The 14,272-nt window shown below is 70.6% G+C and carries 16 protein-coding genes; 9 read left to right on the top strand and 7 right to left on the bottom strand.

What is annotated here, in order from left to right; translation table 11 throughout:
• Nucleotides 1-125: 125 nt before the first annotated feature.
• On the top strand, nucleotides 126-1,616 hold the full coding sequence (locus OHT61_RS03620) for an LVIVD repeat-containing protein (RefSeq protein WP_329034981.1): 1,491 nt from the start codon (nucleotides 126-128) through the stop codon (nucleotides 1,614-1,616).
• Nucleotides 1,617-1,790: 174 nt separating this feature from the next.
• Here OHT61_RS03620 and OHT61_RS03615 read toward each other — a convergent pair whose 3' ends face one another.
• The 5 genes from OHT61_RS03615 to OHT61_RS03595 form a co-directional block, all read right to left on the bottom strand.
• Entirely contained in the window at nucleotides 1,791-1,970 is a 180-nt protein-coding gene (locus OHT61_RS03615; RefSeq protein WP_329034979.1) for a hypothetical protein, read from the bottom strand.
• A gap of 80 nt (nucleotides 1,971-2,050) precedes the next feature.
• A complete protein-coding gene (locus OHT61_RS03610) occupies nucleotides 2,051-2,776 on the bottom strand; it encodes an HAD family hydrolase (RefSeq protein WP_329034978.1) in 726 nt (241 codons plus the stop codon).
• 7 nt (nucleotides 2,777-2,783) lie between these two features.
• Nucleotides 2,784-3,491: a phosphatase PAP2 family protein gene (locus OHT61_RS03605; protein WP_329034976.1), complete on the bottom strand. Its 708-nt coding sequence runs from the start codon at nucleotides 3,489-3,491 to the stop codon at nucleotides 2,784-2,786.
• 34 nt (nucleotides 3,492-3,525) lie between these two features.
• The gene (locus tag OHT61_RS03600) at nucleotides 3,526-4,461 is read right to left on the bottom strand and encodes a M56 family metallopeptidase (protein ID WP_329034974.1); all 936 of its coding nucleotides are present in this window, start codon (nucleotides 4,459-4,461) and stop codon (nucleotides 3,526-3,528) included.
• A gap of 86 nt (nucleotides 4,462-4,547) precedes the next feature.
• The gene (locus OHT61_RS03595; protein WP_329034973.1) at nucleotides 4,548-5,129 is read right to left on the bottom strand and encodes a DUF5134 domain-containing protein; all 582 of its coding nucleotides are present in this window, start codon (nucleotides 5,127-5,129) and stop codon (nucleotides 4,548-4,550) included.
• A 179-nt stretch (nucleotides 5,130-5,308) separates the two neighbouring features.
• Between OHT61_RS03595 and OHT61_RS03590 the strand changes: the two genes are divergently transcribed.
• The gene (locus OHT61_RS03590; RefSeq protein WP_329034972.1) at nucleotides 5,309-5,857 is read left to right on the top strand and encodes a GNAT family N-acetyltransferase; all 549 of its coding nucleotides are present in this window, start codon (nucleotides 5,309-5,311) and stop codon (nucleotides 5,855-5,857) included.
• A gap of 27 nt (nucleotides 5,858-5,884) precedes the next feature.
• Here the strand turns inward: OHT61_RS03590 and OHT61_RS03585 are convergent, their stop codons facing one another.
• Entirely contained in the window at nucleotides 5,885-6,535 is a 651-nt protein-coding gene (locus tag OHT61_RS03585; protein ID WP_329034971.1) for a glycerophosphodiester phosphodiesterase, read from the bottom strand.
• Between the two features lie 280 nt (nucleotides 6,536-6,815).
• Here OHT61_RS03585 and OHT61_RS03580 point away from each other — a divergent pair, with 280 nt between their 5' ends.
• From OHT61_RS03580 to OHT61_RS03570, 3 genes are read left to right on the top strand one after another with little or no spacing between them, the layout of a single operon-like run.
• Nucleotides 6,816-8,213, top strand: coding sequence for a DUF6421 family protein (locus OHT61_RS03580; RefSeq protein WP_329034970.1), 1,398 nt, complete (start codon nucleotides 6,816-6,818; stop codon nucleotides 8,211-8,213).
• Nucleotides 8,214-8,239: 26 nt separating this feature from the next.
• Nucleotides 8,240-9,004, top strand: a complete 765-nt coding sequence (locus OHT61_RS03575; RefSeq protein WP_329034968.1) for an SDR family NAD(P)-dependent oxidoreductase — start codon at nucleotides 8,240-8,242, stop codon at nucleotides 9,002-9,004.
• On the top strand, nucleotides 8,983-10,062 hold the full coding sequence (locus tag OHT61_RS03570; protein WP_329034965.1) for a threonine aldolase family protein: 1,080 nt from the start codon (nucleotides 8,983-8,985) through the stop codon (nucleotides 10,060-10,062). The genes OHT61_RS03575 and OHT61_RS03570 overlap by 22 nt, the downstream gene beginning before the upstream one ends.
• A 195-nt stretch (nucleotides 10,063-10,257) precedes the next feature.
• Here OHT61_RS03570 and OHT61_RS03565 read toward each other — a convergent pair whose 3' ends face one another.
• The gene (locus OHT61_RS03565; protein WP_329034964.1) at nucleotides 10,258-10,980 is read right to left on the bottom strand and encodes a lysophospholipid acyltransferase family protein; all 723 of its coding nucleotides are present in this window, start codon (nucleotides 10,978-10,980) and stop codon (nucleotides 10,258-10,260) included.
• Between the two features lie 219 nt (nucleotides 10,981-11,199).
• Between OHT61_RS03565 and OHT61_RS03560 the strand changes: the two genes are divergently transcribed.
• The 4 genes from OHT61_RS03560 (at nucleotide 11,200) to OHT61_RS03545 (ending at nucleotide 14,238) form a co-directional block, all read left to right on the top strand.
• Nucleotides 11,200-11,526: a TlpA family protein disulfide reductase gene (locus OHT61_RS03560; protein ID WP_329034963.1), complete on the top strand. Its 327-nt coding sequence runs from the start codon at nucleotides 11,200-11,202 to the stop codon at nucleotides 11,524-11,526.
• Between the two features lie 198 nt (nucleotides 11,527-11,724).
• The gene (locus tag OHT61_RS03555) at nucleotides 11,725-12,231 is read left to right on the top strand and encodes a flavin reductase family protein (protein ID WP_329034961.1); all 507 of its coding nucleotides are present in this window, start codon (nucleotides 11,725-11,727) and stop codon (nucleotides 12,229-12,231) included.
• A gap of 201 nt (nucleotides 12,232-12,432) precedes the next feature.
• Nucleotides 12,433-13,218, top strand: coding sequence for an electron transfer flavoprotein subunit beta/FixA family protein (locus OHT61_RS03550; protein ID WP_329034960.1), 786 nt, complete (start codon nucleotides 12,433-12,435; stop codon nucleotides 13,216-13,218).
• A gap of 57 nt (nucleotides 13,219-13,275) precedes the next feature.
• Nucleotides 13,276-14,238 (top strand): electron transfer flavoprotein subunit alpha/FixB family protein, encoded by a 963-nt coding sequence (locus OHT61_RS03545; RefSeq protein WP_329034959.1) that lies wholly within the window; start codon nucleotides 13,276-13,278, stop codon nucleotides 14,236-14,238.
• Nucleotides 14,239-14,272: the final 34 nt, after the last annotated feature.

Below are 14,272 nucleotides of genomic sequence, written 5' to 3'. Positions count from 1 at the left end.
CACCGGGCGGTGATCAAAAACTTTCATTACGTCTGTGTTGCCATCTGTTGGTGTGTACATGGGAGGGACGATACTGCCGGGGTCCATGAACCGTTCCACGATGAACGGATACAAGGGAGGACGCAGTGACCTCGTTGCACACCACAAGCGTGCGGCGCAGACGTCTGGGTGTGGCGGCAGCCGCGGCCGGGCTCTTCGCCACTCTGCTGACAGCCGGGCCCGCCGCCGCCACGCCGGACCCGGGCGACGCCGCCACCACCCGCGGTGGCGTCTCCGCCGGCGAACAGGCCGAAGCCAGGGCCGCCATCAAGAGCGGCGAGATACCCGGCGTGGACGAGATAGTCCACAGCGACAACATCGAGCACGTCACCAACATCCCCAAGGACGCGCTCCAGGGGCTCAACACGGACCTGGCCTTCCAGGGCAGGTACGCCTTCGCCGGGAACTACGACGGCTTCCGCATCTTCGACATCGGCAACCCGAAGAAGCCGAAGACCGTCGCGCAGGTCCTCTGCCCCGGTTCGCAGAACGACATCTCGGTCTCGGGCAACCTGCTGTTCCTGTCCACCGACTCCTCGCGCAGCGACAACTCGTGTGCCAGCACCACCCAGCCCGCCACGGAGAAGTCCTCCTGGGAGGGCATGAAGGTCTTCGACATCAGCGACAAGCGCAACCCGAAGTACGTCGCGGCGGTCGAGACGGCATGCGGTTCGCACACCCACACGATCATTCCCGAGCGGAAGGACGTGTACGTCTACGTCTCCTCCTACTCGCCGAACGCGACGTTCCCGGACTGCCAGCCGCCGCACGACGGAATCTCCGTCATCAAGGTGCCACGCAAGGCTCCCCAGGACGCCCGGATCGTCAACTTCCCCGTCCTCTTCCCGGACGGCGGCAACCCGGGCGCGCCGGACAACCCGGGCGTGTCCAAGACCACCGGCTGCCACGACATCACCGTCCTGCCGTCGAAGGACCTGGCCGCGGGCGCCTGCATGGGTGACGGCCTGCTGTTCTCCATCAAGGACCCGGAGAACCCGAAGATCATCGACCGGGTCCAGGACAACGTGAACTTCGCGTTCTGGCACTCCGCCAGCTTCAACCAGGACGCCGACAAGGTCGTGTTCACGGACGAGCTCGGCGGGGGCGGCGCCGCCACCTGCAACGACGAGATCGGCCCGAACCGGGGCGCGGACGGGATCTACGACATCACCGGCAAGGGCGACAAGCGCAAGCTGGTCTTCCGCAGCTACTTCAAGATCGACCGCCCCCAGGCCGACACGGAGGTCTGCGTCGCCCACAACGGGTCGCTCATCCCGGTGAAGGGCCGCGACCTGATGGTCCAGGCCTGGTACCAGGGCGGGGTCTCCGTGTGGGACTTCACCGACTCCTCCAAGCCGAAGGAGATCGCGTACTTCGAGCGCGGCCCCGTCTCCACGGACGCCGTCACCACCGCGGGCCCCTGGTCCGCGTACTACTACAACGGCTACATCTACTCCAACGACATCGCCAAGGGCTTCGACGTCCTGAAGCTCGACGACCGGCGGACGGACCCGGCCAAGCGGGTGCGCCTGCCCGAGCTCAACGTGCAGACGCAGCCGGAGTACTTCCGCCACTGATCCGGCAGCTCCAGCCGCAGGTGAGAACGAGTGCCCCGCCGGACGGTCTCCGTCCGGCGGGGCACGCCCGTCTCATTGACCGGTGGGCGGCGCGGGGACATGCTGTACCCCTGACTCCGGCGATGCGGGGGATCGCCGGAATCAGCCGCGGGGGCGTGTGCGGCCCGCGAAGCGTCAGGCGGCCGGCCGCACGCTCGTACCCGCGGCGGCGGCCCACTCCACGAGCAGGCGCTGGTACTCGGTCTCGTCCTCCGGAGACAGCAGTCCCCCCGAGCGCTGCCACAGGTCGCGGATCGCTTCGTTGACCACAGAGGCGGGGCGCACGCGGGCGGACGTGTTCGGATACGGGGACATGCCCACCAGGTTAGGCCCCGTCAGAGCGGCCGACCCCCCTCGGGGACAGGGATATCCCTCACACCGCCTCCCGGAATCCTTCACGAACCGCGGGTGTCGCGGCCCTCCGCCGAGAGTCGTGCCGTCAGACCGAGCGCCCGGAGTCCGCCCGGCCGCTCGGCCACGGGGAGGTGGTCGACGAAGCGCACCTCGCAGCCGAGTGCCGCGGCGCCCCCGTCCGCGTGGCGGTCGTCACCGACCATGACGACGTCCGCCGGATCGCGCCCCAGCAGCGTGCACGCCGTGCGGAACAGGCGAGGATCGGGCTTCTGGATCCCGTGCTCGTAGGACAGCACGTAGGCGTCGACCAGACCGTCCAGGCCGTGCTCCCGGAAGACGGGCCGCAGATCCCAGCCGATGTTGCTCACGACGCCGACCGGGACCCCCTCCTCGCGCAGTCCGCCCAGCACCTCCCCGGCGTCGGGATACGGCTGCCAGGCGGCGGGATCCATGTGGCGCTCGTACAGCACGTCGCACAGGCCGGCGTCCAGGCCCGCCTGTCGGGCCAGGCCCGTGTACGCCTCCCTGTGGTGGCGCGCGCTGCTGTCGCGAACGGCATAGGCGGAGGCCAGTTCAGGCGGGATCCGCTCGGGCGCGGGGCCTCCGGGCAGTGCTCCGGCCGCCGTCAGCCGCTGTACGGCTCCCTCGAAGCCGGCCTCGTCCAGGCCCGTGCCCGTGCTGTCCAGGGCTGCGCGCAGCCATGAGGTGACGGGCTCGATCCTGAAGAGGGTCCCGGAGAAGTCGAAAAGCGCGCCTTTGATCTGCATGCCGTGATCATCGGCGCCCAGCGACCGGCCTGCAAGGGCGTCTGCGCGCCGAAGGCGCCCCGCCGGTGCGGTGTGCGTACGCGGCGAGGGACAGCGCACACACGGCCCCGCCCAGGAGCGCTCCGCCCAGCACGTCGCTCGGCCAGTGCACGCCCAGGTAGAGGCGTGTCAGCGCCACGCCGGTCACCGACACCGCGGCGAGGGCGAGTGAGCCCCACCACAGCGGCGCCTGCGCGCCGTGCAGGCGCAGCAGCCACAGGAGGAGCCCGCACGTCACCGCCGCGGTCATCACGTGTCCCGAGGGGAAGGCGGCGTAGTTCGCCGAGTCCACCGGATCGGGCCACCGAGGCCGTTCCCGCCCCACGAGGGCCTTGAGCCCCTGCTGCACGAGCGTGGTGACGGCGCTCGTCACGGCCACCCACGCCGCGAGCGTCCGCGCTCCCCGCCACCACAGGGCGATCACGGCCGCCGCCGTCAGCGCACGCATCGTCCAGGGGTCCCACACCCAGTCCGTCAGCACGCGGTTGACGTGGACCAGCCCCGGTTCTTCCACCGCGTCGCGGTGCAGCGCCTCGGCGATCGTGGCGTCCGCGGAGATCAGCGGCGGCCAGCGCACGACGACCAGTGACAACAGGACCACGGAGAGGGCCGCGCAGACGAGACCGGTGACGAGCAGGGGGACGGCGGCATGCGCTGGGCGTGAGGACGAGTGCATGGGGACGATCCTGGCGGAAAGGACGCGAGCCCGGCTATCCCAGTGCGCGGAGTCCCGGCACGAAGGCCACCACCAGCGGTACGACCGGCACCAGCGCGGCCGCCGCCGTCAGCCGCAGCCGGTGCCCCGCGGAGAGCCGCTGCGTCGGTGCCAGCAAGCGGTCGACCCGGAGCGGCACATGGGCGCCGGATGCCGGACCGGGCCCGAACACCCCACGGTCCTCGTTGAGTTCGACCAGGGCGAGGGCGATGGTCAGCCGCCCGAAACGTCGTGACGCCACGTCGTCCGCCGCCAGCTCGACGAGGCGGTGCATCTCGTCGCGGAACGCCGCGAAGACGGGGATCTGCGGAAATCCGTTCGCGAGGGCGCCCGAGCAGTGCAGCAGCCAGTCGTGCCGGGCCTGGGCGTGTCCCTGCTCGTGAGCCAGCACGGCATCCAGCTGACGGCCTTTCAGCCGGTCCAGAGCCGCGGTGGTGACGACCAGTCGAGGTGCCGAACCGGGCAGCCACCACGCACCGGGGCGCTCGCCCTCCAGGACCACGAGGCGCCCGTCGCCGGGCTCTTCGCCCGGCATCAGCGGGGAACGCGCCAGCAGTTCGGTGCGGCGCAGCCGACGCCGCCGGCCCGCCCGGTGGATCTCCCGTACGAGCATCGCACCGCTCCACACGCCTCCCAGGGCCAGCAGCACGGCGATGACCGCGGACCACGGCCCGTACGCGCCGAGGGCGTACGCCTCGACCACACCGTGCGGGGCGGGCGCGAAGACATGACCGCGGACCGCCTGCCAGGCGGCTGCCGCGCTGAAGGTCATGGAGAGCGCGAACGAGACCAGGACACCCGCCACGACGCACTGCCACACCCACAGTGCGACGACGGGCTCCCGGTCCGGCCATGGGGCCCTCGCCATCAGGCCCGGGGCCGCGACGGCGGCCAGCGCACCGAGCAGCAGCAGGGCCAGGGAGACCAACATGGGCGTCAGCCTATGAGTCCGCCGTATCCCGGGATATGGCCGCGCGCGTCAAGTGACGTACGCCACGGCGGGGGACGGCCGCTGTCTCACAGGGTGAGCAGCATGGCGAACATGGCCATCGCCATGGTCAGTCGGCAGGCGAGTGCCAGCTCGGGCCGGGCGCCCCAGGAGACGCCGGCCGCCCCGCCGTCCGGCACGGCCACGGCCGCCGGCGCCGGTATGAGCCGCCCCGCCGAGCGCAGGACGTACGCCGCGTAGTAGACGAGCAGCGCTCCCGTCAGGGCGGGGACGCCTCCCGCGGCACCGGAACCATGGCCCGCGTGACCTCCGACGGCGTGCGCCGACGCCGGAATCATCGCGACGGACATGTAGACCATGGCCAGCGAGCCGACCAGATGGTGCAGATGATGTCCTCCGGTCCGCGCGTACACGAGCGCGCGCAGGGCCGACGCGCCGAACGTCACGGCGTACACGGCCCACATCCACCCCGGGAGGGTGAGCAGGGCGGCGGGCAGCGCCATCGCGGCCATGCCGAAACCCATCAGCGCCTCGGCGCGCGCCGCACTGCGCTCCCGCGCCGTACCGTCCCGGGTGCGCAGCAGGCAGTACGTCCCGGTGAGCCCGCACAGCACCATGAGCAGCCAGCCGGACAGTGCCGGTCCGTGCACGGCGCACCTCCCCCTACGGCGAACGACTCCGGTGTCGTCCCATCGATGCCCCGTCCGGCCCGCTCCTACCGGGGCGCATTGAAGTATTGGGGGAGCGCGCCCGGGCCCGCGGGGGCGGTCGGGGGGCGGGTTAGTCTCGGGAAGGCACAGTCGGCAGCGCCTCACCGGAGAAGAGCCCCATGGACATCGCACCCGCCACGGCACGGGCAGAACTCACCTTCCGCGACGCGACCGAGGACGACGTCCCGGTCCTCGTGCGACTCGTCGAGTCCGCCTACCGGGGGGACGCGAGCCGGGCGGGATGGACCACCGAGGCGGACATCCTCCAGGGCCGGCGCACCGACGCCGACGGGGTACGCGAGATCATCGCCGATCCCTCGGGGCGGATCCTGGTCGCCGAGCAGGAGGGCGCCCCCGTCGCCTGCTGCCAGCTCGAACACCGCGGCCGGGCCGCCTACTTCGGCATGTTCGCCGTCAGGCCGGGGATGCAGGGCGCGGGACTCGGGAAGGTGATCATCGCCGAGGCCGAGCGCACGGCCCGCTCCGACTGGGGGGTGGCGGAGATGCACATGACGGTGATCTCGGTCCGTGAGGAACTGATCGCCTGGTACGAGCGCCGGGGCTACCGCCGCACGGGAGAGCTGACGCCCTTCCCGTACGGCGACGAGCGCTTCGGGATTCCGCAGCGCGACGACCTGGCGTTCGAGCTGCTGGTGAAGGAGCTCTAGCGGCGGCCCGCGTGCCGGATCCCGGGTTCACGCCGTGAAGCGGCCCGACCTGCGGATCTCCGGGTAGTCGGTCGTCGCTCCGTCCAGGCCCAGCGCGCGCACCAGCCGCAGGTGGTCCTGGGTGTTCACGACCCAGCCGATCACCTTCAGGCCTTCCGCGTGCGCCTGCTCGACCACCTCGAGGGTGAGGCGGCGGATGTTGAGGGCCAGGGTCGCCGCACCGACCGCCTTCGCCCGGTCCACCACGTCGCCCTCCCAGCGGCTGGCGATGAGGACGGTCCTCACCCCGGGCACCAGCTGCGCGATCTCGGCGACCGCCTCGTCATGGAACGAGGACACCTCCACGCGGCCGGCCAGGCCGCGTCGCAGCATCACGTCCGCCAGGGCCCGCGCCGCCGCCACGTCCTTGATCTCCGCCTGGAGCGGAGACCGGACGGCATCGAGCACCTCCTCGAACACGGGCACCCGCTCGCCCTGTCCGGCGTCGAGCTCACGGAGCTCCCCGAGCGTCTTCTCCGCGATCAGTCCCTGCCCGTCCGTGGTCCGGTCCACCGACGCGTCGTGCATCACGGCGAGTGCGCCGTCCTTGCTGAGATGGAGGTCCAGTTCGACGGCGTCCATGCCGGCCTGCTCCGCGTGCGCGAACGAGCGCAGCGTGTTCTCCGGTTCGACACCCATGACTCCGCGATGACCGATGGTGAGAAAAGTCAAGACACTCCCGCTTCCGTCCGTCGTCCTTGCCCTGCGTGCGACTCCTGCCCCCAGGGAACCAGTTCGCGCGTGCCCGGCCGCGGCTGCCCGGCCAGTCGTGAGGAAGAAGTTGTCCTACGGATGTGTGGCAGGAAAAATAACGGTGAGCATGGGGGGCGGCAGGATAATTTTCTGCCCTCCACTTGTCCGAAGGAACCGCACATGGATACGGTTACTTGACGCGAGGTTCTCCCGTGAAGGAAGTGTCATGACGGAAATTCTTGAGCAGACCGCCACCGCCGGCGCGACAACTGCTGCCCAGCGGGTCGTGGAGCACCCGGCCTGGCCCGCGCTCAAGAGTGCCGTGGAGGAGCTGCGCCCCTGGCAGTCCAAGGACGGCTCCATAGACCTGGAGGCCGAGAACGCGCCCTCCGCGGAGGCCGCGGCCTCCGTCGTCGAGCGGGTGACCACCGCCGTGGAGCAGCTCTCCCCGCTGCTCCCGCACGACGCGGACTACCACCGCGCGCTCGTCGCGGACCTGCGCCGCTGGGTCGCGGACGGCTTCGGTGTCCCGGACTTCCTCGACTCCCTGCTGGCCTTCCAGCCCGCCAGGAACCGCGCCGACGGCCTCCAGCACCTCGTCGTGTTCGCGATGTACACGCAGAACGGCAACCCCGACCGCAACCTCGAAGCCGTCGTGCTGCGGATGGTCTGGCCCGAGTGGCTGGCCGACCTCGAGGCCACGCGCTACGACAACCCGCTGTTCTGCGGCATCACCTTCGAGGACTTCACCGCGGGTTACGACACCAACTCCGCCGTCCTCTTCCCCGAGACCATCGCCGTGCGCGAGGCCCCGGAGCGCTTCAGCTGGGGCGGCATCTTCTGCGACCGCGAGGCCGCCCGCTTCCGCCGGGTGACCGAGGCGTCGGTCGACCTGCTGGGCCTGGAGCTCCCCGAGGACATCGAGGCCATGCTCGGCGACCAGAAGCGCTGCGAGCAGGCATTCGTGCTGTGGGACATGGTCCACGACCGCACCCACAGCCACGGCGACCTGCCCTTCGACCCCTTCATGATCAAGCAGCGGCAGCCGTTCTGGATGTACGGGCTGGAGGAGCTGCGCTGCGACCTCACCGCCTTCCGGGAGGCCGTGAAGCTGGAGGCGGACGGCTTCGGGCAGGGCCGTGACGTGCAGTTCGCGGTCCTCTTCGACCGGATGTTCCGCTTCCCCGTCACCGGCGAGCGCGTGCGGAACTACGACGGCCTCGGCGGCCAGCTGCTCTTCGCGTACCTCCACAAGCACGACGTGGTGCGCTGGACCGACAACACGCTCAAGATCGACTGGGCCCGCGCCCCGCAGATCACCAACCAGCTCTGCGGAGAGATCGAGACGCTCTACCGCGAGGGGATCGACCGCCCGAAGCTGGTCCACTGGTTCGCGGCCTACGACCTGGTCGCGACCTATCTTTCTCCGCACCCGGGTTCCCGCTGGGCCAAGGGCCCGGACGCCTTGGACCTCGAACAACCGCCCCGTAAGCTCGTCGACGACGTGCTTCCGGACGAGTTTCCCCTGAGCATGTTCTATGAGGCGCTCTCGAAGAAGCTGAAGCATGTGATCGCCTCCACCAAGGGGATCACTGCGGCGGGTGCCGGGCGGGCAGCCGCATGAGCGCGCGGTCTGAGGAGGCGGTGGCGATGAACGCAACGGACAGGGCCGACAGCGGCGCGCTCGAGGGGGCGGTCGTCGCGGTCGCCGGAGCGGCGGGACCGGCGGGGCGGGCGACCCTGCTCAGGCTCGCCGAGGCCGGTGCGACGGTGGTCGCGTCCGACGCGAACCCCGAGCGGCTGGCCGAAGCGGTCGACGCCGCGCGGTACGCGCACGGCGGGGCGACGGTCACCGGTGACACCGTCGATCTGCTCGACCCGGCAGCCGCCCGCGACTGGGCCGTCAAGACGGAGAAGGAATTCGGCCGCGTCGACGGCCTGGTGCACCTCGTCGGGGGCTGGCGCGGCAGCGCGGGCTTCGCCGAGACCAGTCTGGCGGACTGGGACTTCCTGGAGAAGCTCCTGATCCGCACGGTGCAGTCCACCTCGCTGGCCTTCCAGGACGTGCTGGGACGCAGCGACCGGGGACGCTACGTGCTGATCAGCGCGGCGGGAGCCAGCAGCCCCACCGCGGGCAACGCGGCGTACTCCGCATCCAAGGCGGCGGCCGAGGCGTGGACGCTCGCGCTCGCCGACTCCTTTCGCAAGGCGGGGGGCGACCAGGGCCCGACGGCGGCTGCTGCGATCCTGGTGGTCAAGGCACTGGTGCACGACGCGATGCGCGCGGAGCGCCCCAATGCGAAGTTCGCGGGCTTCACCGACGTCCAGGAGCTGGCCGAGGCCATCGCCGGCGTCTGGGACAGGCCTGCCGGAGAACTGAACGGACAGCGTCTGTGGCTGACCCCGCAACCGTAAGGACCGACGCGCGACGGCATCACGATCCGCAGGTCCGCGGTTTCGCCAGTGACAACTACGCCGGCGCGCACCCCGAGATACTCGCGGCCCTCGCCCTCGCCAACGGCGGCCACCAGGTCGCGTACGGCGAGGACGACTACACGGATCACCTGCAGCGTGTCATGCACAGCCACTTCGGCCCCACCGCCGAGGCGTTCCCGGTGTTCAACGGCACCGGAGCCAACGTCACCGCCCTCCAGGCGCTGACCGACCGGTGGGGTGCGGTGATCTGTGCCGACTCCGCGCACATCAATGTCGACGAGGGCGGCGCCCCGGAGCGCGTGGGCGGGCTCAAGCTGCTCACCGTGCCCACCCCGGACGGAAAGCTGACCCCCGACCTCATCGACCGCGAGGCATACGGCTGGGACGACGAGCACCGGGCGATGCCGCAGGTCGTGTCCATCACCCAGAACACGGAGCTCGGCACGGTCTACACGCCCGCCGAGATCCGTGCCATCTGCGAGCACGCCCACGAGCGCGGCATGAAGGTGCACCTCGACGGCGCCCGCATAGCGAACGCCGCCGCGTCGCTGGATGTGCCGATGCGCACGTTCACCAACACGGTCGGCGTCGACGTGCTGTCCTTCGGCGGCACCAAGAACGGCGCGCTCTTCGGCGAGGCCGTCGTCGTCCTGAACCCGGACTCCGTGCGCGCCATGAAGCATCTGCGCAAGCTGTCGATGCAGCTCGCCTCCAAGATGCGCTTCGTCTCCGTGCAGCTCGAGGCGCTGCTGGCAGGTGACCTGTGGCTGCGCAACGCGCGCCACGCCAACACCATGGCCCAGCGGCTCGCCGACGGCGTCGGCTCGGTCGACGGGGTGGAGATCCTTCATCCGGTGCAGGCGAACGCGGTCTTCGCGCGTCTGCCGCACGAGGTGAGCGAGCGGCTGCAGAAGCGCTTCCGGTTCTACTTCTGGGACGAGAAGGCCGGTGACGTCCGCTGGATGTGCGCCTTCGACACCCGCGAGGAGGATGTGGACGCCTTCGTGCAGGCGCTCAAGGAGGAGATGGCCCGCTAGCGGGCGCACGGCCCTCGCACGACATGACGGCGCGGCCGGACGGAGGAACTCTCCGTCCGGCCGCGCCGTCATGTCGTGCGACGAGCGGACGGGAACCGCCGGGGCGTTCCCGGAACCGCGTCGCACGGTACGGGCGTGCCGGGCACACCCGTACCGTGACGTGACGTTTCGCCCGGGCTGGGCGGGCGCAGCGCGTCAGCCGCGCTCGCGTACCTCGGCGGCGGTCGGAGCCGTGCCGCCCAGGTGCGCCGGCACCCACCAGGTGTCGGTCGCGTCCTTGGGGCGTACGGGATAGGCCCGCTGCGCGGCCTCCAGGAGCTCCTGGACGCGCTCGCGCAGACGCCGGGTGATCGCGCCCGCGTACTGGTCGGAGGGAGCCTCCATGGCCTCGCCGAGGCGGATCGTGATCGGGGTGTGGCTGCGCTTGAAGTTGCGCGGGCGCCCCTTCGTCCAGATGCGCTGGGTACCCCACAGCGCCATCGGGATCAGCGGCACACCGGCCTCCTGGGCCAGCCGCGCCGCGCCCGACTTGAAGCTCTTGAGCGTGAACGACTCCGAGATGGTCGCCTCGGGGAACACGCCGACGATCTCGCCGGAGCGCAGGGACGCGAGCGCGTGCGCGTAGGCGTCCTCGCCCTGCGCGCGGTCCACGGGGATGTGCTTCATGCCGCGCATCAGGGGACCGGAGACCTTGTGGCGGAACACCGACTCCTTCGCCATGAAGCGGACGAGCCGCTTCTGCGGCAGGGCGCCGAGTCCGGTGAAGATGAAGTCCAGATAGCTGATGTGGTTACTGACCAGAACCGCGCCACCGGTCTTCGGGATGTGCTCCGAACCCTGGGTGTCGATCTTCAGGTCAAGCGCCTTGAACAGGGTGCGAGCGGCGCCGATGACCGGTCGATAGACGAGCTCTGCCATCTGGATGAAGACCCTTCGTCAATGCCTGGGGAGGGTTCTCCCCGCGGAAGTTACGCAGCCGTAGGTTTTCGGCATTGTGGCGATGGTGCCCCATGCGCGACGCCGTGGCCAGCCCCAAAGGCCCCCTGGCGAGAGATTCTCGTCACGTGAAACCTACGGGAATGTAATGCCCACGCCGAGTGCTGACTTCTTGCGCAGGGCTCCGGGAAGGGAGACGGAATGGACGGGCGGAAGGCCGGCGGCACACTGGATGCCGCCCGACTGGGCGCGCAACTCGGGGACAGGGCGACCCTCGTGCAGTTCTCGAGCGCGTTCTGCCAGCCCTGCCGTGCGACACGGCGCGTCCTCGCCGAAGTCGCCGGGATGGTCGAGGGGGTCGCCCACGTGGAGATCGACGCGGAGGCCCGGCTCGAGCTGGTCCGCAGCCTCGGCATCAGCCGGACGCCCACCGTCCTGGTGCTCGACGCGGCCGGGCGCGTCGTCCGGCGGGCGGCCGGCCAGCCGCGCACGGCGGACGTCGTCGCCGCGCTGGGGCAGGCGATGTGACGGACCGTGACGCATCTCCCACATGACGGGACGCACTTGACGGTGTACACAACGCATCGTCAGTCTGACGACATGCCGCCGGAACTCCTTCTCTTCTGCCGGGTCCACGTCGACCTCGTGCGCCACGCGAGTGCGCGCTGTCCGGGTGCCTGAACCTCCCCACGGCCCCGTACGCCCTCTCCCAGAAGGACTTCCCCCATGACGGCCTCGCCCGGTCTCGGCACTCCCCTGACGGCTGCACCCGAACTCCTGCGATCCGTGTTCCGGCAGCACGCCGCCGGAGTGGCCGTGATCACGGCGGCCGGTGACGGCCCCGTCGGCTTCACCGCCACGTCGCTCAGCTCGGTCGCCGCCGAACCGCCGCTCGTCTCCTTCGGGGTGGGCACGGCGTCCTCCAGCTGGCCGGTGGTCGCGGAGGCGGAGCACATAGGGGTCCACCTGCTCGGCGAGGAGCAGCGGGAACTCGCGGCGACCTTCGCCCGCAGCGGCGCGGACCGGTTCGGCCCCTCGACCCGCTGGCGTGTCGGACCGGAGGGCGTGCCCCTGCTCGACGGGGTCGTGGCCTGGCTGGTGTGCCGCGTGGTGGCCAGGATTCCGGCGGGCGACCACCGCATCGTGATCGCCGAGGTGGAGTCGGGGGACCCGTCCGGGGGCGGCCGACCGCTGGTCTACCACCAAGGCCGTTTCACGGCTCTGCGAGACTGAGTCCGAGCAGGGCGGCGAACAGGGCGGACCTGGTTGGCTACGTCACAGTTCCAAGCGCTTGCTTATGGGTAACGTACTGGGTGTACTGGCGAGTAATATTCGGCTGGGGGCCCGGTCTCCCGACCGGAAACCGCCCGATGAGGCGCCTATGCTGCGTGCAACAAGGCAGCCCAGAAATGACGATGCAGTAGGAGAGCCGGCGTGAGCTTGAGGATCGTTGTCTGTGTGAAGTACGTGCCCGACGCCACCGGCGACCGGCACTTCGCCGATGACCTGACCCTGGACCGTGACGACGTCGACGGTCTGCTGTCGGAGCTCGACGAATACGCCGTCGAGCAGGCGCTGCAGATCGCCGACGAGGCCGACGACGCGGAGATCACCGTGCTCACGGTGGGCCCCGAGGACGCCAAGGACGCGCTCCGCAAGGCGCTGTCGATGGGCGCCGACAAGGCCGTCCACGTCGAGGACGACGACCTGCACGGCACCGACGTCATCGGCACCTCGCTGGTGCTGGCCAAGGCCGTCGAGAAGACCGGGTACGACCTGGTCATCTGCGGCATGGCGTCGACGGACGGCACCATGGGCGTCCTCCCGGCCCTGCTCGCGGAGCGCCTCGGCGTCCCGCAGGTCACGCTGCTCTCCGAGGTCTCCGTCGACGGCACCACGGTCAAGGGCCGTCGCGACGGCGACTCCGCGAGCGAGCAGCTCGAGGCGTCCCTCCCCGCCGTGGTCTCCGTGACCGACCAGTCGGGCGAGGCCCGCTACCCGTCGTTCAAGGGCATCATGGCGGCCAAGAAGAAGCCGGTCGAGTCCCTGGACCTCGAGGACCTCGAGATCGAGGCGGAGGAGGTCGGCCTGGGCGGCTCGTGGACCGCAGTCGACTCCGCGGCCGAGCGCCCTGCCCGCACGGCGGGCACGATCGTCAAGGACGAGGGTGAGGGCGGCAAGCAGCTGGCCGAGTTCCTCGCGGGCCAGAAGTTCATCTAGCCCCGGCTGTCCGCTCCACCGCCCCGCACTCCCTCGCACGCAGGAGATTGAAGTCCCATGGCTGAAGTACTCGTCTATGTCGACCACGTGGACGGTGCCGTCCGCAAGCCCACCCTGGAGCTGCTGACGCTCGCCCGCCGCATCGGCGAGCCGGTCGCCGTCGCGCTCGGCAACGGCGCGGCCGACACCGCCGCCGCGCTCGCCGAGCACGGCGCGGTCAAGGTGCTCACCGCCGACGCCCCGGAGTTCACCGACTACCTCGTCGTACCGAAGGTGGACGCCCTCCAGGCCGCGTACGACGCGGTGTCCCCGGCCGCCGTGCTCCTCCCCTCCTCCGCGGAGGCCAAGGAGATCGCCGCGCGCCTCGCGCTGCGCATCGGCTCCGGCATCATCACCGACGCCGTCGACCTGGAGGCGGGTGACGGGGGCCCGGTCGCGACGCAGTCCGCGTTCGCCGCCTCCTACACCACCAAGTCCCGTGTCTCCAAGGGCGTTCCGGTCATCACGGTCAAGCCGAACTCGGCCGCCGTCGAGGCCGCCCCGGCCGCGGGTGCCGTCGAGGCCCTCACGGTCTCCTTCTCCGCGACGGCCACCGGCACCAAGGTCCTCTCGCGCACGCCGCGCGAGTCGACCGGGCGTCCGGAGCTGACAGAGGCCGCGATCGTCGTCTCCGGCGGCCGCGGCGTCAACGGCGCCGAGAACTTCGCGATCATCGAGGCGCTCGCCGACTCCCTCGGTGCGGCTGTCGGCGCCTCGCGCGCCGCGGTCGACGCCGGCTGGTACCCGCACACCAACCAGGTGGGCCAGACCGGAAAGTCGGTCTCCCCGCAGCTGTACATCGCCTCGGGCATCTCCGGCGCGATCCAGCACCGCGCCGGTATGCAGACCTCGAAGACCATCGTCGCGGTCAACAAGGACGCCGAAGCGCCCATCTTCGACCTCGTGGACTACGGCGTCGTCGGCGACCTGTTCGCCGTCGTCCCGCAGCTCACCGACGAGGTCAAGTCCCGCAAGGGCTGACCCGGCGACGTCCCGCCCGTACGACGGCCTGGGG

The sequence above is a fragment of the Streptomyces sp. NBC_00178 genome, assembly GCF_036206005.1.
Lineage (GTDB): Bacteria > Actinomycetota > Actinomycetes > Streptomycetales > Streptomycetaceae > Streptomyces.
Note: the sequence above shows the minus strand (reverse complement) of the source record. Positions and strands in the feature narration are given on the sequence as shown.